We start from the raw sequence: 25,321 nt of genomic DNA, 5'->3' as shown, positions 1-25,321 counted from the left end.
TATCTATTCACTTCAATCAAAAAATTAGAGCGAGAAAGCAAAGGTTAATGTTGCATCGCCATCTAATTTTGCATCACCTGAACTTGTTTTCAGCGTAGAGCTCAGAGTTGGTCTTACATCCAAATCAGCAGAGAAAATTTGCCCAGCTTTCAATGTACTAACTGCTGTTGCCCAAGCCATTTTTTTCGTTTTATCAATAGTTAATGATGATAAATATGATGTTCCATTCGATGCACCAACAGCTTGAGCCGCGCTTGAAGAATCCGCTTTGACTGTCAGATTCTTCATGGTGATGGTATAGAACCCAACTTTTTGGTCGGTATCATATAGACCTAAACCAAAGTTATATACACTCGTGCCTAATACAGAACTCGCACGGTTATCTGTTGAAGAGAATGTTAAATAGGTCGAGGCATCACAAACAACTTCGATACTATTTGTTTTTGCATCTAGTAATAAGTTACCTGATACAGGGAACATACCTGGAGATACATCAAATACATATTCTAAGTCAACTTCATTTTGACCTTTAATTGTACAGGTTGGTGGCGTAATTGATCCTGTTACTTTTAAATTTGCAACTGGAGCTGAAGCTAATGTAGCTCCGGACACTGTAATTAAAGATAATGCAATTATGGCTTTCTTATACATGAAATAAATCCTATAAAATAAAAATATTAAAAAAAACAAAATTATTCCTCTTGGAATTTTATAAGTTTAAAATTCCAAGAGGAAAATTGAGGTATTTAGCTGAGCTTATTTATTTTCAATATCGATTTAATGCTAATAAACTCTATCAGACTAATTAATTCGATGGAGCTATTATAAGCATATATTTTTAGAATTTAAATTAACCAAAATACAGGAAATTATTTAGCTTTGATTCATTACAAAGTATTTCAATATATTTCACCATAAAAAACAAATGAGTAAACTTAATTACTCACTTTAAGATTACCAATTGAATATATTTAAACCTAGAATGGTCATAAAAAGAATGGAAATATAGTTTTTTATATCAAATATACTTTTTATTTGTTCTGATTAGTGAAAAATTACAATTTTACACACGTACGGAGTAGGGATGAAAGATCGATAATTGACAAAAAAAGACAGAGATAATTTTATTTAAATATAAATCAACAAAATAGAAACAAATAACCTAGTAAATCATTCACACATATAAACAATAAACTAAAGAAACTATACAAACTTGTGAAGTTATACCAAAATCATAGCCAATTTGTTACTCTAATGAGGAGTAATAATGGAATCTTTATCTAGCCATTCTTTTTTTTGATCATATTTAGACAATCTAAATGTGATTTGATCTACTTACCTATCGTGTTTTATCCTAGTATTCCATTTTTATTTGGTGAATTATGAAACCATTGTCTTATAGCTTAATAATTTGTTTTTTGATCTAAGCCATAAAACAGTCAGATATAATGTCAGAAATAGTAAAAAAACGTCTTTTATTTTTTCTGTTTCTTTCTCGCCGTCACACTATTTTTCTTTTTCTCTTCTCGGCTTGATGACCAAATCTCAATGTAATGCATATTCGTTAGGAAAAAGGCAATACAGCTTCCCAGAACGACCATCCAAACTAACATCGCTTTTGGAATGTTATCGAAGCGGAAGATTAATAATAGTGGTATAAGCACCATCATGCTGATAAACATCGAGCTAATCATCCCCAATGCCACCGGGGCAATGAATTTCTTCATCCCAACCATTCTCATCACCAACGTGAAAACTATACAGGCTGGGATCATTCCAAACGTGGCAAACATCACAATCAATCCCGGTTCCCCTTTATTCACCAACCAATCGGTGAAACCAAACCACGAAAAAGGAATTGTGATCATGATGTAGACTCCTGTTGAACATACAGTAAGGGAATATCTTTAAAACGGAATAAGAGAGTAAAAATGAGATTAGGGAAAAGGCGAATATTCGTATTGTATAACGTGACCGTTTGATTAAAAAATTCTCGGCGATCCGCAATTTGATCTTCAAGCCCTTTTGCTGACGTTTGCAATGCTAATAGTGCAGGCTGGCTAATCAGCTTAGGGTATTTTTCTGCCAGTAAAAAAATCGGTTTTAAATGTGAGCGAAATTGGTTTGCAGAATCCACTTTAACATCAAGCTGTTCCGTAGATAAATAGTGCTGACGACTTTGCAGTAATTCGCTAATTAAACGTTTTTCATGGACCATCGCCCCTTCTGCCACAACCGTTAATTGAGGCATTAAATCTGCCTGCTTTTTTAGGAGCACATCAATATTGGCAAACGCTTTTTCGCAATTATTTTTCAAGAAAATAATATTATTGTAGATCCCCACAATATAACGAACCAAAATGGTACCTACCACGGCAACAAAGATCCAAAAGATAATCTGATTCATATCATTCACTGTCAGAAAACGAAATTTGGTTAAAATAGAGCGTTAAATATCCATCTCGATAACTCACTGGTGTCATTAATATTAGCGCAATCAGAATAGCTGCAATCATTGCCGTCACCCCGATATTCCTACGCATAGGTGCGGATTTATTCCAGCGAGTCACATAATCTGATGGCGAAACACCTAATAACATGTGCGGCGCTTTACGGGTGATCACCATTTTGCCATTTTCACTGTCCGCTGAGCCAATCAATAAATAACTCTTCCCGCTTTCTAGCAAATACTCTTTATAGCGCCGGTTACCACTCTCAAAATCCTGATGGGGTATTAATCCGATGTGGACAAAATAGTCAGGCTCACAAATAACTTTCACTGAGCCCGTATCATCTGTAATGGTGAAATCATGTAACTGGGTTTTGCTATCTTGCAGGGTATAACTCTTTTTACCCTCTTTATCTTTCGAAATAGAATACTCGTAATAGAACGAACCATAGCAACTGCGATTACCCAACTGACTTTTGACTTCTGTTCCGGAGGTAATTTTGCCCTCAACCTCCACCAATCCCATCGCAATCGAGCGAATTTTTGATGTTGCAAGGTTCTTTTGAAACTTTAGAAAACGTTTCTGAGGCGTATTTTCAATAAAATTGAATACAAACACTAAGACAAAAGCCACAAAAAAGATGCGAATATCAATAAAAAAGCCTACGCCTAAACAGATGGCTAATGCCGTTCCCACTAGCGTCTTTAATAAGGCCGTAAATTTTGAAGATCCTTCATTTTGCAAGCGCTGATAGCGAATATATGCACTGCTGGTTATTCCAACAATAATTCGACTAGCAGCAAATGCAGCCCCGACGGATGCCGCATAAAAGAAATATTTTATATACTCATCAGGTTCCGGTGAAATGGTTACCCATGCCCCAAATAGAACCGCAAAAAAAGGAATCGCACCCCAATTCAGTTTGCGCTTTTTTGAATATTTGCTGTCAATATAAAATAGAATGCCGCCTAATGCGGCGCCTAGAAAATAGTAGATATTCACAGATGATACCTTTAACGGTGATTATGATTTGAATTGAATACCATCATATTTTTTCTCAGTCTCGGGTATTTCCAATAAAGGCAACGCAGTAAAACCAAAAATATTGGCAAAAATACTATCTGGAAACATTTGGATCGCTGTATTGTATTCCGTTGTTGCATCATTAAAACCTTCGCGACGCTGAGCAATTTTATCTTCCACTTCGCTTAGTGCGATTTGTAATTGGGTAAATTGCTCACCCGATATTAGCGTTGGGTAGTTTTCAGCAACCGCGATGAGACTTTTTAATGCCTGATCCATTTCATTCGATGCCGCAATTTTTTCATTCACATTTTTAGCGCTAAAATAATTTTGGCGAGCATCACTCAATGAGGTAAATATCGCTTTTTCATGCTCCATAGCTTTCTCAACTATCGTCACTAATTGGGGAATTTGATCAGCACGCTGTTTTAAAATCACATCAATATTGGCAAATTGATTGCTAACTTGATTTCGAGTACTCACCAAACGGTTATAAATAGAAATTCCCCATCCCACAAAAATAAGCAGTAAAACCACTAGAACAATCATTGTCGTTGCCATTTTTATGCCTTTTTAATAAAAAAATAATTAATACTGAGATATTTAATTTAAGTTATCGATATAACACTTTTTATTCAATCGGAAAAATAGCAAAGAAAAGGATTAATAGAGATTTATGCGCCATACCAAATCGATCATGATCACATTAATTACGCAAATTAATTTAAGTTTCACTTTAAAATGTTAGCTGAAATGTTTTTTCAAAGATTCTTCACTTCTGAAAATAACGAAACTAATTATACTCTTTTGGAAATCATCGTACCCGCTATAGTTTGCATTTTGTCTGGCAAAAAAAACCTCACAAACAAAAGAGTTCTTAAATAAAAAATAGGATTTGAATCACAATTATCACTTTTTTATTTAGCATCTCTTAAAAATGACGACGTCGTCATATTAAAAACCAAACAATTTATTTATAACAATAGAGCATCACTTTTTTCACACGATTATTATTTTTAGCCATCAAGCGTTACAAAGATAACGGTTTACTTACAAAGGCGACGTTTAATGTTGACGTCAACATTATAGACAACATCCAGAATGAGGTTATGAGAATATGAGTACCCTACCTGAAAAAATGAAAGCTGTTGTATGTCATGGCCCCCATGATTACCGTTTTGAAGCGATTAAAAGACCAACACCAGGGTTTCGTGAAGTGGTCATCAAAGTCGATGGATGCGGTATCTGCGCAGGTGACTGCAAAGCCAATGATGGCGCTCAAATGTTCTGGGGTGAAAACCCATGGATCAAAGCCCCTGTCGTACCGGGACACGAATTTTACGGGCGTGTTGCAGAGCTGGGCGAAGGTTCTGGTGAAAAGTATGGCCTGAAAGTGGGTGATCGTATTTTAGCGGAACAAATCGTGCCGTGCTGGGAGTGCCGTTTCTGTAAATCAGGCAAATATTGGATGTGTGAAACTCACGATATTTATGGCTTCCAAAAAGAAGTTGCCGATGGTGGAATGGCGGAATATATGCGTTTCTCCGAGCGTGCAATTATTCACAAAATCCCTGATGAGCTTTCAGAAAAAGATGCCGCATTAATCGAGCCAATGGCCTGCGCTATCCATACCGTTCGCCGCGGTGATATCGATTTAAATGACGTTGTCGTTATCGCAGGTGCGGGTCCACTAGGTCTGTGCATGATCCAAGTCGCGAAACTCAAAACCCCGAAAAAATTAGTCGTTATCGATGCTATCGATGAGCGCCTTGAACTAGCGAAGAAATTTGGCGCTGACGTGGTAATCAACCCACTGAAAGAAGACGCCATCAAGCTGGTTAAAGAGATGACCGAAGGTTACGGTTGCGATGTCTATATCGAAGCGACTGGCGCTCCAATCGGTGTGACTCAGGGGTTAGAAATGATCCGTAAACTGGGGCGCTTCGTCGAATTCAGCGTTTTCGGTAAAGAAACCACCGTAGACTGGTCAATTATCGGTGACCGTAAAGAGTTAGATATCAGAGGTGCTCACTTAGGTCCATACAGCTACGAGGTCGCCATTGACCTATTTAGCCGTGGATTAGTATGTGCTGACGATATCGTTACCCACTTCTACTCAATCGATGATTGGGAAGAGGCGTTTGTTATGGCGAAATCAGCTGACTCTATCAAGGTCGTTATCAAGCCGTAGGTTGTTGTCGTGCAATGATTGTGTAATTCAATCATTGTGTCGTGCATGAAGTGAAAATGTAATATCAGCATAGTTAAAGTAAGTCATTAATAATCATAAAATTAACAGTACCCTATAACACTAAAGGCTCTTTAGGAGAACATCTTATGTTGAGTAAATTTAAAAAATTAGCTGTTGCAGCAAGCGTTTTAACACTGGGCATGGCTTTTAACGCGACAGCGAAACCTGTTTCCGTCGGAATGTCGTTTCAAGAACTGAATAACGAATATTTCGTGACCATGAAAGAGGCTTTAGAAAGCGCGACGGGTGAAATGGGCGCTCAGCTTTACATCGCTGATGCGGCTCACGATGTCTCAAAGCAGACTAGTGACATCGAAGATATGTTACAGAAGAAAATCGATATCCTGCTGATTAACCCAGCAGATAGCGTGGGTGCAGAAACGGCTGTATTAGCTGCGAAAAAAGCGGGTGTCGTGGTAATTGCAATCGATGCGCAAGCTAACGGGCCAATCGACTCATTTGTTGGTTCTAAAAACTACGAAGCGGGTCTAATGGCGGGTAAACGTTTAGGTGAATCATTAGGTGGCAAAGGCGAAGTCGCTATCCTTGATGGTATCCCTGTCGTGCCAATTCTTGAGCGTGTTCGTGGTTTTGAAGACGCCATGAAAGAGTATCCAAATATCAAGATTGTGACCAAATTAAACGGCAAACAAGAACGTGATACTGCGATGAACGTCACTGAAAACATGCTGCAAGCTAACCCTGGCTTGAATGGTATCTTCAGTGTGAACGATGTAGGTTCTTTAGGTGCCTTAGCAGCAATCGAATCTACGGGTCGTGATGTTAAATTGGTGAGTGTTGATGGTTCCCCTGAAGCCGTCGCTGAAATTGCCAAAGGTAACTCACCGTTTATCGCTACCTCAGCACAATTCCCACGTGACCAAGTACGTATTGGTTTAGCCATGGGCTTAGCAAAACACTGGGGAGCTAACGTGCCTAAAGAAGTTCCTCTGGATGTTAAGTTAATCGACAAAACCAATGCTAAAGATTTCCATTGGTAATAAGTAAATAAGTCGAACTCGGTATTGCGCCTGCGAATTATTTCCTGGCGCAATACTCTTAATAAAAATGAATGACACTATGTTTATTGGAAAACATTTATCTTTCCAACTCGCTTTGTTACCCATTTTTAAGCGGTAAAGAAAATAAGGGAAGCAACATGATGCAATTGTTAGCATTAAAAGATGTCAGTAAAACTTTCCCTGGGGTTAAGGCGCTAGATAATATTAATCTCTCTTTAGAAAAAGGAGAGGTACACGCACTGCTGGGTGAAAATGGTGCGGGTAAATCAACGCTAATGAAAGTGCTGTGTGGAATTCATAAACCAGATAGCGGGAAAATACTTATCGAAGGCGAAGAGCACACCTTCCATAATTATCGTGATGCCATTAAAGCGGGCGTCGGTATTATTTTCCAAGAGTTTTCGTTAATCCCTTATTTAAATGCTTTTGAAAATATCTTTTTAAACCGGGAAATTAAAAATAAATTTGGCTTATTAGATAGAAAACTCATGCGTGAAAAAGCGCAGATAATCCTATCTGAGTTGGGCGTTAATATTGATATTGACGAACCCATTAGCCATTTAAGTATTGCTGAACAGCAATTTGTGGAAATTGCCAAAGCGCTCTCTCTGGATGCCAAAATATTGGTATTAGATGAGCCAACGGCGACATTAACCCCCAAAGAAGCCAATCACCTATTTGATGTAATGCGAGACCTGAAAGCGAAAGGCGTCGGTATGTTCTTTATCTCTCACCACTTGGAAGAGATTTATGAAATTTGCGACACCATTAGCGTATTGCGAGATGGCCAATATATTGGCTCCCGCAAGGTGGATGATACAGACCTTGATGTGATCATTGAAATGATGGTGGGTCGTGAAGTCGAAAATATCTACCCGCCAAAACGTCATTTTGATGGGCAAGAGATCATTCTTGACGCTCAAATTCAACGGTTTACTTATAGCCCAACCAACCGCATTCAATTGAAAAAAGGCGAGATCCTTGGTCTTGCAGGCTTGGTCGGCTCTGGCCGCACTGAAAATATTCTCGCCATGATAGGCGCAGATAAAGCCTACAAGAAAAAAGTGATTCTAGAGGGGAAAGACGTCAAAGTGAAGTCTGCGGCGCAAGCGCTCCAGTTAGGCATTGGACTTTTACCTGAAAGCCGTAAAACCCAAGGTTTGGTTTTGCCATTCTCAGTTAAAGAGAATATTTGGCTAAATAACCACGCTCAAAAACTGTTCTTAATTCAAAATAAAAAAGAACATTTGTTATCTCTTGATTTAATTACGCAAGTCAAAGTTAAAACACCAGAAGCAGATACAGCGGTTTCAACGCTTAGCGGTGGAAACCAGCAAAAAGTGGTGATTGCACGTTGGCTGAATAAACAAGCCAAAATTCTTATTTTCGATGAGCCTACACGGGGTATCGACGTCGGAGCAAAATCAGAAATTTATCAATTAATGCGTTCACTCACCGAAAAAGGGATTTCAATTATTATGATCTCCTCAGAGCTACCTGAAGTTATTGGCGTGAGCGATCGTGTTTTGGTATTTCGAGATGGTGAAGTTGCTGCTGAATTAAGTGGGGACGAGATTAACTCAACCCAAATTATGTTACATGCGGCCGGCAATATTATATAGGATCATGACTATGTCTAACCAAAGTACAATTCCACTGGCGAAGAATAAATTTAATTTTGCCAAATTAACTAAGATACCGGCATTTTTACCTCTCGTTGGGTTAATTATTTTATTTGCTTGTATGTCCATTTTTAATGAGCATTTTTTAACAGTAAATAACTTATCCACTATTGCCCGCCAAGTTTCTATTAACGCTATCATTGCTATCGGGATGACATTCGCCATCTTAACTGGAGGTATCGATCTTTCCGTTGGGGCGGTTATGGCGCTATCCGGTACATTGATGGCTGGATTAATGAAATATTATGGTATGGATCCTTCCGTTGCCATTGCACTGGGTCTGTTATCGGGTATCGCATTTGGATTTATTAATGGAATTTTAACTGCTTACGGTAAAATGCCACCAATTATCGTAACTTTAGGCGCAATGATTATCGCGAAAGGTTTAGCGTTAATTTATACCGGTGGCTATCCTATTTCTGGCTTACCTCAAGAGTTTGCTTTTTGGGGACGTGAAGAATTGATGGGGATTCAGGTACCTATTCTATTAATGCTGGGTCTGTATCTGATTTTTTATGTGGTGCTTAACCATATTCCATTCGGTCGCTATATTTATGCCATTGGCGGTAACGAAGAAGCAGCGCGTTTAAGTGGTATCCGCGTTGAGCGCTACAAAATGTTGGTGTACGTTATCAGTGGTTTCACTGCCGCATTTGCCGGGCTGATTTTTACCTCTCGCGTTATGAGCGGTCAGCCTAACGCCGGTGTAGGTTTTGAGCTTGATGCCATTGCGGCGGTGGTTTTGGGTGGTGCATCTATCGCAGGTGGTCGCGGGATGATCATCGGTACGTTGATCGGCGCAATGATTTTAGGCGTCCTGAATAATGGCTTGAACTTGTTGGGTATTTCACCGTACGTTCAATATATTGTAAAAGGCTTAATTATCTGGGGTGCAACCTTAATTAGCTCAATGAAGCGTTAATTTTCCCACTTTTATGAAAAATAACAAATAAGGATTTCATCATGAAATCCTTATTTTTTTAATCATAAGTCACTAGTTTTCCATTGACGAAAATTTGCTTGGAGCCCGTTTCTTTAGTGGAACCACCTTCTATCTCTGCAAACAGTAATTCTGCTGTTCGTTTACCTAAATAAACAGAGTCATGGTGAACGCCTGAAATCGATAAATGATAAGTATCAGCATAAGGAGGTAAGTCCACCGAGAAATAGCGGCAAGATAATCCAAGTTCAGAAATAATTTTGTACATCCCCGCAGTAATAATTCCATTTAATCCCACGATATACATATTCGGTGTATAAAGTTCTTTTATTTTTTCTCTTAAATATTCTTCATCTTTCTTATTAAAGATATAACTGCTGTATAGGACATGAATATTTTTATGATTGGTAAATTGGTCATAAATACCCGCTAAGCGTGAAATACTAATTTCAGAATGTTCAGGTCCTGAAACAATTAAGGTATTTTCACTGCGTTGCTGATTGAGATATTTACCGGTTAATGCCCCAATTTCAAAGTTCTTCAAAAACAACCCTGGATAATCTTGACCATAAATAGAACGGTCAACAAAAACCAGTGGGACTTTATGCTGATCAATCAGTGACAAATAACTCGGTTGATAGTCTTTATCGTCACGAACAGGCGAAAGTAAAATACCGCTAGCCTTATAGCTGACTAAGGTTTCAATGGCCGTTTGTTCGGCTTTTTCATCACTATCGGTATCAAAGATCATCACCTGATACCCTTTCTCTTTCGCTAAACGGGAAACCGTCTGGATTAATACCACATAGAATGGGTTAAAGGTACTGTCCGTGACGACCCCAATAATGCGGCTATTTTGATTCTTTAAATTCCGTGCAAATACATTGGGAACATAATTTAGCTCTTGCGCGATAGCGAGTATTTTTTCCCGCGTCTCTTTTTTTACCAATTCTGGGTGATTAAAAGCTCGGGATACCGTAATATCCGTCACATTCGCGCGCTTGGCGATATCAATGATGGTTGTTGAACTATCTTGTTTAGTCATATTTATGCTAGTCAACCTGTAATGATTATTGTATTTGGTAGGGTATAGCGTATTCTGTTGATGTCGCTGCTGAATAAGAATTGCGATTAATCCATTATACCTATTTATCATTGAAGATAAATCAGTTTTCTTTCTTATACATAAAACCAATAGCACCTTATGCCTAATATTCTTAACTTGATTCAATCCAAATATAAAAATTTCTTTAAAAATGAAATAACTAAAAACTCACTAATAATTAATAAACAGAAATAAATTTATTGTATTAATAAACTAGGAACACCATTGTTATTAATAAAAACAAATATTGAATATAATAAATAAAATGAAACAAAAACAACTAACAATGAAAATATAGATTGAACAATATTAACAGGGATATAGCCAATCAAAAACCGCCCAACAACCAATCCAAAAACGCAGGCTAAAATAAAGGTTGCACTCACCTCTAGTGGATATTCAAAGCCATTCAATATATTGATTGAAATACTAATACTACCAATAAGGAATATCACCATCAGCGAGGTAGCAATAATACTTTTAAGCTGTAAATTGGTGAACTTTTTCATCGCAGGAACAATAATAAACCCGCCACCTACGCCTAATAAACCTGTGAGTAATCCGGCAATTAATCCAATTCCTCCTAATATAGATGCCGTTTTGACATTCCAAATAAATTTTCCTGTTTGCTGATTTATTTTGCACGGCGCATCATTACCTTCAATTACTCCATTAAAAACAATACGATACGCAACCACTAGCATCACAAGGCTAAATACTAAAATCAGCCATTGTGGTGAAATAATGTGTGCTAAATAAACACCATATTTGGCGGTAGGAATGCTAATTAACGCAATCCAAATAGCCGCTTTATAACGAATATTCTGCTGAATAAGCCCTTGAATAACGCCAACCAATGCCGCTAATGTAATGGCCAATAATCCCACTGGCGCGGCGAGTGCGACGCTCCAGCCTTGGGATGTCATCAATGCAGGAACCGCTAAAATACCGCCACCTGCGCCCGTTAATCCTAATAGGCAGCCAATCACCAAGCCTTCTAATATTAATGTGAACATAGCAGCCTATTTTCTATTTGGGTAATTAGCGGTGAAAGTTGATATTCCCCGGCCATTAAATCCACGAGACGAGAATCGTGGAAAAGTGCAATGGAAGGCACGGATTTAATTCCATACTGAGGGGCTATTGTCGGAGATTGGGCAATATCTACTATTCCAAAATTTATGTTGCCACCAAAATTCATACTGCCACCAAAATTCACATTGCCATCAGAAAAGTAATCAGTGAGTTGTAAATAGATAGGCTGCATGGTTTTGCAAGGCTGGCACCATGATGCACAAAAATAGATTAACGCCCATTGCCCGCTCGGCTGCATCGGGTCAGATAACAGCCGGCTAAAATTATCGCTACTGATATGGGGAACCGGGGGCATGACGTTTTTTCCTTTTGCACTGAGCATCACATCACCGACTGTATCAGCTCAGTTGGAAAAAATCTCCTCTAGCTGTTACTCACGTTGATCTTCAATGCAGCGGCAATCGCCAATGGAGAAAAGGTTATGCTTGCCGCAAATAGTGCGCCGAGGATCGCAAAATATCCGCCAAGTGGCATATTAAAACTGTGCGCTTCCATAGTACCCGTCGCATAAATTAACACCGGAATATACAGCGGTAGTACCAGTAGACTGACCAGCACGCCCCCTTTTTTTAATGATACGGTGAGCGCCGCCCCAATCGCACCAATAAAGCTCAATACTGGCGTTCCTAGCAGTAACGTGCCTGCCAGCACCAATAATGTCTCGCCATTAATGGATAACATGACCGCCGCAACAGGGGAAAGCAGCACCAGCGGCAACCCTGTCACGAGCCAATGAGAAATCACTTTAGCTAAAACAGTGACAAACAGAGGGTGTGGTGCCAGCAACAATTGCTCTAACGAGCCATCCAGATAGTCATCTTTAAATAAGCGCTCTAACGATAATAGCGACGATAAAATGGCGGCTACCCAGAAAATCCCCACAGAGATCCGTGCCAATAGTTGAGGCTCAGGCCCAATACTCAATGGGAAAAGCGTGATGACGATTAAGAAAAACCACAGTGGGTTAACCAATTCGGAGAAGCTGCGAAAGGCAATTTTGAGCTCTCTTTTTATTAATAGCCAAAACATCACTCGTACCCGCCTGTCAGTTTTAATGTCCCAAAGTGCCCTGTCATCGCTTGGTGCGATGTAAATAAAATCATGCCACCTTGTTCTGCATGTTGATGAAAACGTTCAGTTAAACGATTTACACCCGCCACATCAATGGCTGTGAATGGTTCATCCAAAATCCACAGTGGCGCATCGCTTAGCCATAAGCGAGCAAGGTTGACGCGGCGCTGCTGCCCCGCTGAAAGCTGTCCGACAGGAATATCTTCATACCCCATCAAGGAGACCTCTTCAAGCGCAGACCAGATTCTGTCACCTTCAGGTTCTTGGTGGTGCATTTGGTAATAAAATTTCAGATTTTCATAGGGGGTTAGCAGTGATTTTACAGCTGGTTTATGCCCCAGATACAGCAAGTGCCGAGTAAACTCTTCTTTAAGTTTTTCAATGGATTGCTGCTGCCATAAAATTTCACCTTCATCCGGCTTTAATAACCCCGCCATCATGCGTAACAGTGTGGTTTTCCCTGCCCCGTTAGGTCCTTCGACCTGCAAAATTTGGTTCGGCAAAACCGAAAAATCGAGCTGCCGAAATAGCGTTCTATTTTGTCGATGGCAGGTAATTTTATCCGCACTTAACATGGGGCTGAGTTCCTTTTAACATCCGTGAGGTTGCTAGCTTTTTGTAATTTTGTTCAGCAGCATATCACTAATGCTGTCATTAGAAATTGTTTCACCGCAAAGCACTTGCATCAAAACCTCCGAGCCAAGGGAAGAGAGTGAAAACAGCATATCTGGGTTCAACAAACGAATTTTATCCATGTTTGACTCTTGGTTAACCAACACCACGGTTTTTGCTTCGCTTTTACTGCCCGATTGTGCTTTTACACCGAGTAAGGCAAAGGTGCTTAATGAATCGCTATCGGTCATGATCAGCACACATTTTGCCTGTTTCACATTGGCTTCTGCCAATAACGCAGAGTCCGTTGGGTCGCCTGTCACGATATTATCTTTTTCGGGATAGTGACCGCGGTGACTTTCTTGGCAAATCACGGCGACAGGCAACTCCCGTTTTTTCAGTGCTTGGTAGACGTTGACCGCCATCGGTGTACTACCAATCACCACATAATGACTTTTCATATATGAAAACCTCTTGCGAACAATCTCTTTGGTGCCTTTGGCTAATACGCCCACCACATACACCACAGAGGTAGTGAAAATGGTGATCCCTAAAATAATCACCGTCACCGTAAAGACTCGAGCATCCATGGTGACAGGAACAATATCGCCAAATCCTACGGTCGTCATACACACCAGCGCAAAATAAAATGCCGTGGTGCCATCTTTCACAACCGGTAAGAATTCGTTACCGATATACAGCGTTCCAAAAATGGAATAAAGCAATAATGAAATAATACAAGTGAGCGCCACAAACCCCGCGCTACTGATACTGTGCCGAGGGTACAGTTTCCAAAAGAGTATTAACGCGACCAACAAGCCAAAAGAGAAATAACCTTGTCGCACATGTTCCGTTGCCACTTTGAAGTCAACAAAGGCAATGATTGCCAATAATAAGAGTGCGAAAACCCAGGCGATGCGCGCGCCATTAATCATAAATAGCGAAAGAAAGATGAGCGAAATACCCAGCAAGAACCGGGGAATATCCAACAGTTTCATAAACCCTAAAGATTTTAACCACTCGGTAAATCCACTTTGACGCCAATCGATATAATCCGTGTAAGCGCTTAAGACGGGCTTCAAAATGAGTCCGCCATCAACAATAATCAGAATGGAGAGCAAAATTCTCACGGCTAAAGCGGATTTCAAAAAAGCCACAAAGGCGTTATCTAGCATCGTTTATGCCTCGCATTAAGCATCCCCTATCAAGTAAATGCCATCAGTATTCCTAGCTAATAGATTAACAAAGAATAATATCAATTCCATTGCTTATGCAATAAATGAAAAATATGAAGGAAAGTCTCATTTCTTAATGAGTTAATCATTAAATGAGCACCCCAAGGAAAAGTTTATAAATGATTTAAAAATCATTTATAACCAATGTAATAAATTAGTCCTTATCTACAATAAATACATTATTAATATAATTTGAACTTACTCGGTAACTTTCTATCTAAAAAACGATTTTTCGACTACGTTTTGATTGTTACTTAACTAAACTAATAATTAAGAGCTAAAAATTTATGGTTAATTCGATAAAAGCAGGAAAATTCAGCTGGATGTCTTTGTTCTGGCTGTTAATATTTTTCTGGTATTTTTCATCTTTACTGCAGCTATATGTGGTTGTTACCGGGCAAAGTAATACCATCGGGTTAAGAGATTCTTTACTCTATAGCTCACTTTGGCTAGTTCCCGCACTATTTTTCCCTCGAAAAATCAAACTAGTGGCTGGCTTAATCGGGATTGTTTTATGGGTATCCTCGGTCGTCGCTCTCGCTTATTTCGTGGTATATGGACATCAATTATCCCAAAGCGTGATGTTTGTGATGTTCGAAACCAACACCAACGAAGCAGGGGAATTCTTACGCCAATATCTGAGTTTTAAAGTAATTGCAGTGATTTTGGCTTACACCCTCGGTGCTATTTTCCTATGGACACGTTTGAAACCTGTCACGTTGCCAGTCACTGGACGCGTGATTGTGTCTGCACTAGTTTTGATCGTGCTATTTGGTGTGCCTTACTACAATAAAGCCATCAAACAGCAGCGTCCTTTTGAGAACGTTGTTTCCTACGTTAACAGTAAATTAGCGTATGCCGCACCATGGCAGTTTGTAAGTGGTTACTTCCTGTATAAGAACCAACTGGCAAATATGGAAGAATTAATCCGCGATAACAGCAAAATTCCACCGTTAGAAAACTTTATCGATGCCAATGGCAATACCCCAAGAACGTTTGTGTTGGTGATTGGTGAGTCCACCAGCCGCGACAGAATGAGCTTGTATGGCTATTCTCGTCAAACAACGCCAGAGCTTGATCAACTGAAAACACTGTATCCAAACAATTTGGCGGTCTTTAATGACGTGATTACTTCACGCCCTTATACCATCGAAGCATTACAGCAAATTTTAACCTTTGCTTCAGAAACTGAGCCTGATCTGTTTAATTCCCGCCCATCTATCATGAATATGATGAAGCAAGCAGGTTTTAAAACCTTCTGGATCACCAATCAGCAAACCATGACTGAGCGAAATACGCTGTTAACAGCGTTCTCTCGTCAAACCGATAAGCAATATTATTTGAACAACGACATGGCACAAAGTTCTCGTATTTATGATGACGTGGTGCTTTCACCGTTCAAAGAAGCCTTAGCTGACCCTGCTGAGAAGAAATTTATTGTGGTGCACCTGCTTGGTACCCATATGCGCTATGAGTTCCGTTATCCTGAAGATAAAGCCATCTTTACCGATAGCAATAGCCCAGTACCAACCAACTTAAAGGGTGACCAAATAAAAGACTACAATGCTTATGATAATGCTCAGCATTACAATGACTATGTGGTCTCTTCGCTGATTAAAGATTTCGATTCTTCAAAAGAAAATGGCTTCTTAGTTTTCTTCTCCGATCACGGTGAGGATGTTTACGACACACCACCGCATGAAATGTTAGGCCGTAGCGAAGGCAATCCAAGCAAAGTAATGTACAACGTACCATTCTTAGTATGGCAGTCACCAGAATGGTTACAGACTCATCAATTTGACTTGAAAGATAAAACCGCTCGCCCATACAGCAATATGGATTTTATCTATACATGGTCTGATTTGGCAGGCCTGAACTACACCGGATTTGAGCCACAAAAAAGTCTGATTAACAATGAGTACCAACCACAACCGCGTTGGATTGGTGACCCAGAAAATAAAGCATCCATGATGCTGTATGACGACTTAAAGAAATAATCCTCAATCAGCGCAAGTGGGTGTTTACTCACTTGCGCTCTCTCTCCTTCCCACACAAGCTCCTTCCCTCATACGCTGTTTCCTACGCATCTTTACAGATACCACATGGATCTTTCGCCATTTCGTGTGTTACATTTTGATTTCTCTATGTCGGTATTTTAGCCCCAAATGAATTTACCGTTTAATTAGTATTTTTCTAACATGACCTGTTAAGGAATTAATAATGAAACAGAAAATCATCTCTTCTCTTGTTGTTGCTGGCATTTTAACCCTCGTCGCTGGTTGCGATGATTCATCAAAAAAAGACAGCGCCGTTCAGCAAGCCGAAGAAAAAGCCACCCAGCTAAAAGACGCGACTGAGCAAAAAGTCACTGAGTTATCTGATAGTGCAAAAGCCACCGCGCAAGATGTGAAAAACGATATCTCTGACAAAACATCTGAACTCTCAGACAAAGCCAAAGAGTTAGCAGACCAAGGTGAGAAAAAAGCGGATGAGCTGAAACAAAATGCATCCGACTCCGCCGATAAGCTCAAAGAACAGTATGACAAAGCATCCAGTGAGTTTTCAGAAAAAGCACAAGACATGAAAACGGATGCCATCAACAAAGCTGACGAACTTGCCACTGACGCTAAAAACAAAACTGAAGCGTTAAAATCACAGAATGATGAGAAGAAATAAATCATTGCATTTTCTCTCATTCTTCATACCAAAGCAGGCAGATATTGTCTGCTTTTTTTATGCACACTAAAATTAATTCATTTTGCTATTTAGCCCGCTTTCGGGCTATTTTTAGCAATATAATTATCTCTTTTGTTCATTTGATTTTATTTCTATAAATAATGCCAAAATACAGTAAGATAAATAAACAATAGATTGATAAATAACATGAAATTTACACCATTTATTTATTTTCATTTTACCCATTAGGTTGATCATTGATGTTTACCGTGGCAGTATACCTTTTCGTTTTTTATTCATAACAGGGTTCAAAGGGGGTCGTCATTCACCAATTTTTGTTGATAATTCAGTCTTAAATCATCGTTATCAACACCCATAATTTATCCATTTTATTGTTCTTTCTATTCTGGTTCCTATAGGGAAACCCTTTCGCAATAACCTATTGTTTTATTCAGAAGGACAGCTCGCCGCATGCCCCCTTAAGATTGGTATGCAAAAAATAAAATAAAAAGTAAAGAAGGTCGTTATGAGTCAAAACGTGACTGAAACCAAAAAAGTACGTACCAAAATCAGCCCTCCTGTATTTTACAGTTCGGCTATCATTATTCTGCTTATCGTCGGTTTTGCCGCCTTAATGCCTGAAATGGCAGAATCTCATCTAAGTCATCTTCAAAAGAACTTATTTAACAACGCCAGTTGGTTCTACATACTCGCTGTAGCCATCATTTTGTTGAGTGTGACTTATCTGGGACTCTCGCGTTATGGACAGATAAAATTAGGTCCTGATCACGCACAGCCCAATTTCAGCTATGTCTCTTGGTTTGCCATGTTGTTCTCTGCTGGAATGGGGATCGGTTTGATGTTCTTCGGCGTTGCCGAGCCCGTCATGCACTACCTCAACCCACCAGTAGGGGATCCACAAACTGTAGAAGCCGCCAAAGAAGCCATGCGCCTGACATTCTTCCATTGGGGATTACACGCTTGGGCTATCTATGCCATTGTCGCTTTGATTTTAGCCTTTTTCAGCTATCGCCACGGTTTACCACTCACCCTACGCTCAGCCCTATACCCTATTATTGGTGACCGAATTTATGGTCCTTTAGGTCATGCTGTAGATGTGTTTGCGGTGGTGGGTACCGTGTTTGGTGTCGCGACCTCTCTAGGCTTTGGGGTACTGCAAGTTAACGCGGGAATGAACCACCTGTTCGGTTTACCCGTAAATGAGACCGTGCAAGTCGGTTTGATTATCGCCTTCACCGCTCTCGCAACCTTATCCGTCGTCTCAGGGTTAGATAAAGGGATCCGAATTTTATCTGAGTTGAACCTCGGTCTCGCCTTCCTCCTATTGCTGCTAATTGTGATCTTAGGACCCACGGTTTTATTGCTAAAATCCTTTGTGGAAAATACTGGGGGATATCTCTCAGAGATAGTCAGTAAAACATTTAACTTGTATGCCTACGAACCCAAATCCAGTGATTGGTTAGGGGGTTGGACACTGCTGTATTGGGGTTGGTGGTTATCATGGTCACCGTTTGTTGGGATGTTTATCGCCCGCATCTCTCGCGGCCGTACCATTCGTGAGTTTGTCACTGGCGTGCTGTTTGTCCCTGCGGGCTTTACCCTGATGTGGATGACGTTCTTTGGTAATACCGCCATTGATTTAATCAAAAACCAAGGGGCAACCCGACTGGCAGAAACCGTGCAATCCGATGTGTCTCTCGCCCTATTTGAGTTTCTAACTTACTTCCCGTTCTCAACGGTATTATCTTTCTTCGCCATGCTAATGGTGGTGGTGTTCTTTGTCACCTCAGCAGATTCCGGTGCCATGGTGGTCGATACCCTCGCCTCGGGTGGTGACTCCGATACGCCTGTCTGGCAACGTATTTTCTGGGCTGGCTTAATGGGTGTGGTCGCTATCACCATGCTGTTGGCGGGTGGCTTGCAAGCCCTGCAAACCTTAACCATCGCGAGTGCTCTGCCATTTGCTATCGTATTGCTTATCTCCATTTATGGGTTATTCAAAGCATTACGCGTGGATGCCTATAAACGCGATAGCCAGCAATTAGCTACCATCGCCCCAACTGCGAGCCGTAACCCGATTCCGTGGCAGCGCCGCTTGCGTAATATTGTTTATTTCCCGAAACGTGCCCATGTAAAACGCTTTATGGAAGAGTCCGTGAAGCCATCCATGGAGATGGTTTCTGAGGAACTCTCCAAGCAAGGCACGGTTTGCCATATCCATACAGATAAAGACGATAGGATCGGGTTTGAAGTGGATTTAGGCGAAGATATGAACTTTTTATACGAAGTTCGTCTACGTTACTATATTCAGCCGGCCTTTGCCCTAGCAGGTATGGGCACAGACAATGATGAAGAGCGTAGTGAAGAGCAAAAATACTACCGCGCAGAAATCCACTTAAAAGAAGGTGGGCAGGATTACGACGTGATGGGCTGGGCGAAAGAGCAAATCATTCATGACATCCTCGACCAATATGAAAAACATATTCACTTCTTGCACTTGCTCGGCAAGTAATCGCTAAAAATATGCCCCAAATGCATACTCTAAATAATTTGAATTGCAGTTAGGCGGCAAGCGAAGCTATCTCGGGAAGCATACACAAGTATGTGACCCGAGTAGCTGAGCGCAACCAACAACGCTGCGGTTCAAAGCATGCCACAAGCAATACTCTAAATAATTTGAATTGCAGCTAGGCGGTAAGAGAAGCTATCTCGGGGAGCATACACAAGTATGTGACCTGAGTAGCTGAGCGCAGCCAACAACGCTGCGGTTCAAAGTATGACGAGTATTTAGGCGGTAAGAGAAGCTATCTCGGGAAGCATATATAAGTATATGACCCGAGTAGCTGAGCGCAACCAACAACGCTGCGGTTCAAAGTATGACGAGTATTTATGCGATCTTGCTTCTATCCATAATACTACTGTAATCTGGGCTTTCCAGCGCAATCAACTCTTCCAATAACGCCGTCAGCTGCTGCATTTTCTCTTGGGAGAATGCCTGCTCAATCTTTTGATAACCCTCTTCAACTTCCTGACGCGCCTTGTCATACAACTCTTGCCCTGTTGGGGTCAGTGAGACATACAGTTTACGTTGGTCATTCAATGGCTTTAAACGGAAAATTAGCCCTTCGCGTTCCATACGAGTCAAAATCCCCGTTAAGCTTGGACGCAAAATACAGGTTTGTACTGATAATTCATGAAAATCAATAGAGCGATTATCCGCTAGCACGCGAATGATACGCCATTGCTGTTCGGTCAAATTATAGGACTTTAATATTGGTCGAAAGAAGCCCATTGCGGTCTCTCGCGCCTGTAATAATGCAATTGTCAACGATTCATGCATAAGCTTAAAACTCACCACGCTATTTAAAGTTATTAAACACCCACGGCAGGGGGTTAGTCAGCCTCCGTGCTGGTTACCATTTTTAACGCTACTTAAGATTAGCAATAAATCATAGGGGTAACAGCAACACACTCAATTATCTTAACTGCAAGAGTAGCATGCAGCACTAACAATCTCAAAGAAAAACACCAAAATATTAATGAGTAAATAAATTTTATCAAAAATTTAAAGTTAATATATTGTGAAATTTTAAAAATTAAAAATTTAATAAACCCATTACATACAGCAAGTTACACATTCACTTCGTTATTATGTTAATAAGATCACAATTAAAATTAACATTTCTATAAAGCTATTGCTTATTACAAAATAATACTTTATTAATATATTAATAATCAATCAGAATAGATTTTTTTAATAAGGAGTTGTCAATGAAAGGCACTGTTTTTGCCGTTGCCCTCAACCATCAAAGCCAGCTTGATCATTGGCTCGAGGCGTTCCAGCAAGCCCCTTATAAAACCCCACCGAAAACACCTGTGTGGTTTATTAAGCCGCGTAATACACGCATTAATTCCGGGGATAACATCCTGCATCCTGCTGGCGAAGAAGTACAAAGCGGCGCAACACTGGCGCTAGTGATTGGTAAAGATGCACGCAAAGTGACCGCTCAAAATGCATTGGAATTCATTGCTGGCTTTGCACTGGCGAATGAAGTTAGCCTGCCAGAAGACACCTTCTACCGCCCTGCGATTAAAGCAAAATGCCGTGATACTTTTTGCCCAATCGGCGAGTTAGTCAAAACATCGTTATCTTCACCTGTTGAGATCGTGACACTGATTAACGGTCAAGAAGCTAACAGATGGTCAACCAAGGATCTCGTTCGTAGCGCAAGCGAATTAGTGGCTGCACTGAGCGACTTTGCAACCCTAAAGCAAGGGGATGTGATTTTACTGGGCACCCCTCATCAGCGCGTCACCATCAAACCCGGTGATCAGGTTGAGATCCAAGCAACTGGCTTCCCAAGCCTCAAGAACAGCGTTGTTGCGGCAGGAGGACAATAATCATGAAACACGCAAAAATTCGTTATCAAGGCACTGAATATTCCGTCACTGTCGGTGACAACGAAGCCATCAAGCTGCCAAACGGCAACGTGATTTCTGGTGATAGCGCAGATGTTGAGTGGCTACCACCTGCACAAGGTACCTTATTCGCGTTGGGTCTGAACTATGCCGACCACGCCACTGAATTAGAATTTAAGCCACCTGAAGAGCCACTGATTTTTATCAAAGCAGAAAACAGCTTAACAGGCCACCGCCAAGTGTCTGTCCGCCCAGACAATGTTGAATACATGCACTATGAGTCTGAGCTGGTGGTGATTATTGGTAAAGCCGCTCACAAAGTTTCCCAAGAAGATGCCATGGATTACGTCGCCGGCTATACCGTGTGTAATGACTATGCTATCCGTGACTATTTAGAGAATTACTACCGTCCAAACCTACGCGTAAAAAGCCGCGATACGCTGACGCCAATCGGCCCGTGGATGGTAGACAAGGCAGATATTAAAGATCCACACAACCTCGCACTGTACACCTACGTTAATGGTGAATTGCGTCAAAAAGGCACCACCGCGGATCTGATTTTTAATATCCCATTTTTAATTGCCTACCTGAGTGACTTTATGACACTGCAACCGGGGGACATGATCGCAACAGGTACGCCAAAAGGGCTGTCTGATGTGGTTCCGGGTGATGAAGTGATCGTTGAAGTTGAAGGTGTGGGCAGGCTGATCAATACCATTATCAGCGAAAAAGAGTATGAGGAGCGAGTGTGATGACTAAGATTAACCATTGGATCAACGGCAAAAACGTTGAAAGCAAAGAGTATTTCGAAACCACTAACCCAGCAACGGGTGAAGTATTAGCGGAAGTGGCATCAGGCGGTCAAGACGAGATCAACCAAGCGGTTGCGGCTGCAAAAGAAGCCTTCCCTAAGTGGGCGAATACCCCAATGAAAGAGCGCGCCCGCTTGATGCGCCGCTTAGGTGAGCTGATCGACGAAAACGTACCTCAAATTGCTGAAATGGAAACCAATGATACCGGTTTACCTATCCACCAAACTAAAAACGTGCTGATCCCTCGCGCGTCACACAACTTTGAATTCTTTGCTGAAATTTGCCAGCAAATGAACGGTCGCACCTATCCGGTTGACGACAAAATGATGAACTACACCCTGATCCAGCCAGTGGGTGTGTGCGGATTAATCTCGCCATGGAACGTGCCATTTATGACCGCAACATGGAAAACAGCACCGTGTTTAGCTCTGGGTAACACCGCGGTTCTGAAAATGTCTGAACTGTCTCCGCTATCTGCAAACCGTTTAGGTGAATTAGCCCTTGAAGCAGGAATTCCTGCGGGCGTACTGAACGTGGTGCAAGGTTATGGTGCAACCGCGGGTGACGCTCTGGTAAAACACCATGACGTTCGCGCTGTCTCCTTCACAGGGGGCACCGCAACGGGTCGCGCCATTATGCAAAACGCGGGTCTGAAAAAATATTCCATGGAATTAGGCGGTAAATCTCCGGTTCTGATTTTTGAAGATGCCGACATTGAACGTGCAATGGATGCCGCGCTGTTCACCATTTTCTCTATCAATGGCGAGCGTTGTACTGCGGGTTCACGTATTTTCATCCAAGAAAGCATTTACCCTGAATTTGTAAAACGCTTTGCTGAGCGTGCAAATCGCCTGATCGTCGGCGACCCAACGGATCCGAAAACCCAAGTGGGCGCTCTGATCAGCCAGCAACACTGGAATAAAGTGTCTGGTTATATCCGCATTGGTATGGAAGAAGGCGCAACCCTGTTAGCGGGCGGTCCAGACAAACCAACGGATCTGCCGGCTCACCTGAAAAATGGCCATTTCCTACGTCCAACAGTTCTGGCGGATGTGGACAACCGCATGCGTGTGGCTCAAGAAGAGATCTTCGGACCCGTCGCTTGTTTAATTCCATTCAAGACCGAAGAAGATGGTCTGCGTATGGCGAACGATGTGGAGTACGGTCTGGCTTCCTATATTTGGACGCAAGATGTCAGCAAAATCCTACGTCTCTCCCGTAATATCGAAGCAGGAATGGTATTCGTTAACACCCAAAACGTGCGTGATTTACGTCAACCATTCGGCGGCGTAAAAGCCTCTGGCGTGGGCCGTGAAGGCGGCGAGTATAGCTTCGAAGTCTTCGCCGAAATGAAGAACGTTTGTATCTCCTACGGCGACCACAACATCCCACGCTGGGGTGTGTAAGTTACATAGTAAAAAGCAAAGTTACTCCGTAGCAAGCTACACCATTTTTTATTTTAAGTAATTTTGAATCAATGATAATTAATTCAGCTACTTATTCTAAATAATTCGCGGTGTAGCAAGGCGGCAAACGATGACATCTCGGGGAGCATACATAAGTATGTGACCCGAGTGACAGAGTAAAGCCAACACAGCTACAACGTGAAGTATGACGAATAAGGGGAAGGAAATGGGTAAGTTGGCACTAACGGCAAAAATAACACACGTCCCATCAATGTACCTATCTGAACTGCCGGGCAAAAACCACGGTTGTCGCCAAGCCGCCATTGATGGACACAAAGAAATCAGTCGTCGCTGCCGTGAACTCGGCGTCGACACCATTATTGTTTTTGATACCCATTGGTTAGTTAACAGTGCGTATCACATTAATTGTGCCGATCACTTTAAAGGCATCTATACCAGTAATGAATTGCCACACTTCATCCGCGATATGGAATATGAGTATGACGGCAACTCTGTATTGGGCCAGATGATCGGAGAAGAAGCTCGCAAGCTCGGCGTTCGTGCTCAAGCCCATGAAATTCCAAGCCTAACTTTGGAGTACGCAACGCTGGTTCCAATGCGTTATATGAATAGCGATCGCCACTTTAAAGTGATCTCCATTTCAGCATTCTGTACCTCACACAGCTTTGAAACTAGCCGCAAATTAGGCGAAGCCGTACTGACTGCGATTGAAAAATATGACGGTACCGTGGCGGTATTAGCAAGCGGCTCCTTATCTCATCGCTTTATCGATGACCATCGTGCAGAAGACGGTATGAACAGCTACACCCGCGAATTCGATGAGCAAATGGACAAACGCGTCGTCAAACTGTGGCGTGAAGGTCGTTTCGCTGAGTTCTGCAAAATGCTGCCAGAATACGCGGATTACTGCTATGGCGAAGGTCACATGCATGACACCGTGATGTTACTGGGTCTACTCGGTTGGGATAAATATGACGAGAAAGTGGAAGTATTAACTGACCTGTTCGCCAGTTCCGGTACTGGGCAAATCAACGCGATTTTCCCACTGCCAAAGTTTATTACTGACAAACAAGCGGCCAACGCATAAGGAACGGATATGCCTCATTTTTATGCTGAATGCACAGATAACATTCGTGAAGAAGCCGCCCTACCGGAGCTGTTCGCTAAAGTAAACAGCGCGCTGGCTGGCACAGGAATTTTCCCATTAGGGGGTATTCGTAGCCGCGCAATCTGGCTGGATACTTGGCAAATGGCGGATGGCAAACACGATTACGCGTTTGTGCATATGACCTTAAAAATTGGTGCGGGTCGCTCCCTTGAAGATCGCCAAAAAACGGGGGAAATGCTGTTTGATCTGATCAAAGTGCATTTTGCCGATTTAATGGCAAAGCGTTACTTGGCGCTCTCTTTCACCATGGAAGAGCTCGATCCTGTTCTGAACTACAAGCAGAACAATGTGCATGCCTTGTTTAAGTCATAG

General features: G+C 41.5%; 24 protein-coding genes. 12 read left to right on the top strand and 12 right to left on the bottom strand.

The features are described from left to right. Nucleotides 1-24: 24 nt before the first annotated feature. The 5 genes from LDO51_RS10930 to LDO51_RS10910 all read right to left on the bottom strand — a co-directional run bounded on the left by LDO51_RS10930 (nt 25) and on the right by LDO51_RS10910 (nt 4,034). On the bottom strand, nt 25-651 hold the full coding sequence (locus tag LDO51_RS10930; RefSeq protein ID WP_225574598.1) for a fimbrial protein: 627 nt from the start codon (nt 649-651) through the stop codon (nt 25-27). Between the two features lie 824 nt (nt 652-1,475). Then, complete coding sequence (locus LDO51_RS19705) at nt 1,476-1,868, bottom strand: hypothetical protein (protein WP_225574596.1); 393 nt, start codon at nt 1,866-1,868, stop codon at nt 1,476-1,478. After that, on the bottom strand, nt 1,865-2,407 hold the full coding sequence (locus tag LDO51_RS10920; protein ID WP_225574595.1) for a LemA family protein: 543 nt from the start codon (nt 2,405-2,407) through the stop codon (nt 1,865-1,867). Before LDO51_RS10920 ends, LDO51_RS19705 begins: the two co-directional genes overlap by 4 nt. Before the next feature lies 1 nt (nt 2,408). Beyond that, nucleotides 2,409-3,452: a hypothetical protein gene (locus LDO51_RS10915; RefSeq protein ID WP_225574594.1), complete on the bottom strand. Its 1,044-nt coding sequence runs from the start codon at nt 3,450-3,452 to the stop codon at nt 2,409-2,411. 21 nt (nt 3,453-3,473) lie between these two features. After that, the gene (locus LDO51_RS10910) at nt 3,474-4,034 is read right to left on the bottom strand and encodes a LemA family protein (RefSeq protein ID WP_225574593.1); all 561 of its coding nucleotides are present in this window, start codon (nt 4,032-4,034) and stop codon (nt 3,474-3,476) included. Nucleotides 4,035-4,590: 556 nt separating this feature from the next. On the opposite strand from LDO51_RS10910, the gene LDO51_RS10905 reads away from it, so the two are divergent. From LDO51_RS10905 to LDO51_RS10890, 4 genes are all read left to right on the top strand, one after another. Beyond that, on the top strand, nt 4,591-5,664 hold the full coding sequence (locus tag LDO51_RS10905; protein WP_036954051.1) for a zinc-binding dehydrogenase: 1,074 nt from the start codon (nt 4,591-4,593) through the stop codon (nt 5,662-5,664). A 200-nt stretch (nt 5,665-5,864) separates the two neighbouring features. Continuing rightward, complete coding sequence (locus tag LDO51_RS10900) at nt 5,865-6,725, top strand: ABC transporter substrate-binding protein (protein WP_423810977.1); 861 nt, start codon at nt 5,865-5,867, stop codon at nt 6,723-6,725. A gap of 158 nt (nt 6,726-6,883) precedes the next feature. Beyond that, entirely contained in the window at nt 6,884-8,368 is a 1,485-nt protein-coding gene (locus LDO51_RS10895; RefSeq protein WP_225574591.1) for a sugar ABC transporter ATP-binding protein, read from the top strand. 10 nt (nt 8,369-8,378) lie between these two features. Then, entirely contained in the window at nt 8,379-9,350 is a 972-nt protein-coding gene (locus LDO51_RS10890) for an ABC transporter permease (RefSeq protein ID WP_225574590.1), read from the top strand. Nucleotides 9,351-9,408: 58 nt separating this feature from the next. On the opposite strand, the gene LDO51_RS10885 is transcribed toward LDO51_RS10890, so the two are convergent. The 6 genes from LDO51_RS10885 to LDO51_RS10860 form a co-directional block, all read right to left on the bottom strand. After that, nucleotides 9,409-10,413: a LacI family DNA-binding transcriptional regulator gene (locus LDO51_RS10885; protein ID WP_225574589.1), complete on the bottom strand. Its 1,005-nt coding sequence runs from the start codon at nt 10,411-10,413 to the stop codon at nt 9,409-9,411. 257 nt (nt 10,414-10,670) lie between these two features. After that, nucleotides 10,671-11,489: a sulfite exporter TauE/SafE family protein gene (locus LDO51_RS10880; protein ID WP_225574588.1), complete on the bottom strand. Its 819-nt coding sequence runs from the start codon at nt 11,487-11,489 to the stop codon at nt 10,671-10,673. Beyond that, nucleotides 11,477-11,863: a thioredoxin family protein gene (locus tag LDO51_RS10875; protein ID WP_225574587.1), complete on the bottom strand. Its 387-nt coding sequence runs from the start codon at nt 11,861-11,863 to the stop codon at nt 11,477-11,479. The genes LDO51_RS10880 and LDO51_RS10875 overlap by 13 nt, the downstream gene beginning before the upstream one ends. A 68-nt stretch (nt 11,864-11,931) precedes the next feature. Then, nucleotides 11,932-12,597 carry a heme exporter protein CcmB gene (ccmB, locus tag LDO51_RS10870; RefSeq protein WP_225577257.1) on the bottom strand — a complete coding sequence of 222 codons (666 nt, stop codon included), beginning with the start codon at nt 12,595-12,597 and terminating at the stop codon, nt 11,932-11,934. After that, nucleotides 12,597-13,214 carry a cytochrome c biogenesis heme-transporting ATPase CcmA gene (gene ccmA / locus LDO51_RS10865; RefSeq protein WP_225574586.1) on the bottom strand — a complete coding sequence of 206 codons (618 nt, stop codon included), beginning with the start codon at nt 13,212-13,214 and terminating at the stop codon, nt 12,597-12,599. The genes ccmB and ccmA overlap by 1 nt, the downstream gene beginning before the upstream one ends. Nucleotides 13,215-13,247: 33 nt before the next feature. Further along, nucleotides 13,248-14,426 (bottom strand): ion channel, encoded by a 1,179-nt coding sequence (locus tag LDO51_RS10860; RefSeq protein ID WP_225574585.1) that lies wholly within the window; start codon nt 14,424-14,426, stop codon nt 13,248-13,250. A 347-nt stretch (nt 14,427-14,773) separates the two neighbouring features. Here LDO51_RS10860 and cptA point away from each other — a divergent pair, with 347 nt between their 5' ends. The 3 genes from cptA (at nt 14,774) to LDO51_RS10845 (ending at nt 19,695) form a co-directional block, all read left to right on the top strand. Further along, complete coding sequence (gene cptA, locus LDO51_RS10855) at nt 14,774-16,483, top strand: phosphoethanolamine transferase CptA (protein WP_225574584.1); 1,710 nt, start codon at nt 14,774-14,776, stop codon at nt 16,481-16,483. 223 nt (nt 16,484-16,706) lie between these two features. After that, nucleotides 16,707-17,162, top strand: coding sequence for a hypothetical protein (locus LDO51_RS10850; RefSeq protein ID WP_225574583.1), 456 nt, complete (start codon nt 16,707-16,709; stop codon nt 17,160-17,162). Between the two features lie 526 nt (nt 17,163-17,688). Further along, nucleotides 17,689-19,695, top strand: coding sequence for a BCCT family transporter (locus LDO51_RS10845; protein WP_225574582.1), 2,007 nt, complete (start codon nt 17,689-17,691; stop codon nt 19,693-19,695). A gap of 375 nt (nt 19,696-20,070) precedes the next feature. Here LDO51_RS10845 and hpaR read toward each other — a convergent pair whose 3' ends face one another. After that, complete coding sequence (gene hpaR, locus LDO51_RS10840; RefSeq protein ID WP_154604484.1) at nt 20,071-20,523, bottom strand: homoprotocatechuate degradation operon regulator HpaR; 453 nt, start codon at nt 20,521-20,523, stop codon at nt 20,071-20,073. A gap of 431 nt (nt 20,524-20,954) precedes the next feature. Here hpaR and LDO51_RS10835 point away from each other — a divergent pair, with 431 nt between their 5' ends. From LDO51_RS10835 to LDO51_RS10815, 5 genes are all read left to right on the top strand, one after another. Next, the gene (locus tag LDO51_RS10835) at nt 20,955-21,584 is read left to right on the top strand and encodes a fumarylacetoacetate hydrolase family protein (protein WP_225574581.1); all 630 of its coding nucleotides are present in this window, start codon (nt 20,955-20,957) and stop codon (nt 21,582-21,584) included. Nucleotides 21,585-21,586: 2 nt separating this feature from the next. Further along, entirely contained in the window at nt 21,587-22,354 is a 768-nt protein-coding gene (locus LDO51_RS10830) for a fumarylacetoacetate hydrolase family protein (protein WP_225574580.1), read from the top strand. Beyond that, nucleotides 22,354-23,820: a 5-carboxymethyl-2-hydroxymuconate semialdehyde dehydrogenase gene (gene hpaE / locus LDO51_RS10825; RefSeq protein ID WP_006657319.1), complete on the top strand. Its 1,467-nt coding sequence runs from the start codon at nt 22,354-22,356 to the stop codon at nt 23,818-23,820. The genes LDO51_RS10830 and hpaE overlap by 1 nt, the downstream gene beginning before the upstream one ends. 226 nt (nt 23,821-24,046) lie before the next feature. Continuing rightward, nucleotides 24,047-24,928, top strand: a complete 882-nt coding sequence (gene hpaD, locus LDO51_RS10820) for a 3,4-dihydroxyphenylacetate 2,3-dioxygenase (protein ID WP_036962703.1) — start codon at nt 24,047-24,049, stop codon at nt 24,926-24,928. Between the two features lie 9 nt (nt 24,929-24,937). Then, complete coding sequence (locus LDO51_RS10815; RefSeq protein ID WP_006657317.1) at nt 24,938-25,321, top strand: 5-carboxymethyl-2-hydroxymuconate Delta-isomerase; 384 nt, start codon at nt 24,938-24,940, stop codon at nt 25,319-25,321.

The sequence above is a fragment of the Providencia alcalifaciens genome (assembly GCF_020271745.1).
In the GTDB taxonomy this organism is placed as follows: domain Bacteria; phylum Pseudomonadota; class Gammaproteobacteria; order Enterobacterales; family Enterobacteriaceae; genus Providencia; species Providencia alcalifaciens_B.
This window is presented reverse-complemented; position numbering and strand designations above follow the sequence as displayed.

Excerpts from the sequence above, each read along its gene's own strand:
- LDO51_RS10930 (WP_225574598.1), bottom strand. The coding sequence starts at position 651 with ATGTATAAGAAAGCCATAATTGCATTATCTTTAATTACAGTGTCCGGA.
- LDO51_RS19705 (WP_225574596.1), bottom strand. The coding sequence starts at position 1,868 with ATGATCACAATTCCTTTTTCGTGGTTTGGTTTCACCGATTGGTTGGTG.
- LDO51_RS10920 (WP_225574595.1), bottom strand. The coding sequence starts at position 2,407 with ATGAATCAGATTATCTTTTGGATCTTTGTTGCCGTGGTAGGTACCATT.
- LDO51_RS10910 (WP_225574593.1), bottom strand. The coding sequence starts at position 4,034 with ATGGCAACGACAATGATTGTTCTAGTGGTTTTACTGCTTATTTTTGTG.
- LDO51_RS10905 (WP_036954051.1), top strand. The coding sequence starts at position 4,591 with ATGAGTACCCTACCTGAAAAAATGAAAGCTGTTGTATGTCATGGCCCC.
- LDO51_RS10900 (WP_423810977.1), top strand. The coding sequence starts at position 5,865 with ATGGCTTTTAACGCGACAGCGAAACCTGTTTCCGTCGGAATGTCGTTT.
- LDO51_RS10895 (WP_225574591.1), top strand. The coding sequence starts at position 6,884 with ATGATGCAATTGTTAGCATTAAAAGATGTCAGTAAAACTTTCCCTGGG.
- LDO51_RS10890 (WP_225574590.1), top strand. The coding sequence starts at position 8,379 with ATGTCTAACCAAAGTACAATTCCACTGGCGAAGAATAAATTTAATTTT.
- LDO51_RS10885 (WP_225574589.1), bottom strand. The coding sequence starts at position 10,413 with ATGACTAAACAAGATAGTTCAACAACCATCATTGATATCGCCAAGCGC.
- LDO51_RS10880 (WP_225574588.1), bottom strand. The coding sequence starts at position 11,489 with ATGTTCACATTAATATTAGAAGGCTTGGTGATTGGCTGCCTATTAGGA.
- LDO51_RS10875 (WP_225574587.1), bottom strand. The coding sequence starts at position 11,863 with ATGCCCCCGGTTCCCCATATCAGTAGCGATAATTTTAGCCGGCTGTTA.
- ccmB (WP_225577257.1), bottom strand. The coding sequence starts at position 12,597 with ATGTTTTGGCTATTAATAAAAAGAGAGCTCAAAATTGCCTTTCGCAGC.
- ccmA (WP_225574586.1), bottom strand. The coding sequence starts at position 13,214 with ATGTTAAGTGCGGATAAAATTACCTGCCATCGACAAAATAGAACGCTA.
- LDO51_RS10860 (WP_225574585.1), bottom strand. The coding sequence starts at position 14,426 with ATGCTAGATAACGCCTTTGTGGCTTTTTTGAAATCCGCTTTAGCCGTG.
- cptA (WP_225574584.1), top strand. The coding sequence starts at position 14,774 with ATGGTTAATTCGATAAAAGCAGGAAAATTCAGCTGGATGTCTTTGTTC.
- LDO51_RS10850 (WP_225574583.1), top strand. The coding sequence starts at position 16,707 with ATGAAACAGAAAATCATCTCTTCTCTTGTTGTTGCTGGCATTTTAACC.
- LDO51_RS10845 (WP_225574582.1), top strand. The coding sequence starts at position 17,689 with ATGAGTCAAAACGTGACTGAAACCAAAAAAGTACGTACCAAAATCAGC.
- hpaR (WP_154604484.1), bottom strand. The coding sequence starts at position 20,523 with ATGCATGAATCGTTGACAATTGCATTATTACAGGCGCGAGAGACCGCA.
- LDO51_RS10835 (WP_225574581.1), top strand. The coding sequence starts at position 20,955 with ATGAAAGGCACTGTTTTTGCCGTTGCCCTCAACCATCAAAGCCAGCTT.
- LDO51_RS10830 (WP_225574580.1), top strand. The coding sequence starts at position 21,587 with ATGAAACACGCAAAAATTCGTTATCAAGGCACTGAATATTCCGTCACT.
- hpaE (WP_006657319.1), top strand. The coding sequence starts at position 22,354 with ATGACTAAGATTAACCATTGGATCAACGGCAAAAACGTTGAAAGCAAA.
- hpaD (WP_036962703.1), top strand. The coding sequence starts at position 24,047 with ATGGGTAAGTTGGCACTAACGGCAAAAATAACACACGTCCCATCAATG.
- LDO51_RS10815 (WP_006657317.1), top strand. The coding sequence starts at position 24,938 with ATGCCTCATTTTTATGCTGAATGCACAGATAACATTCGTGAAGAAGCC.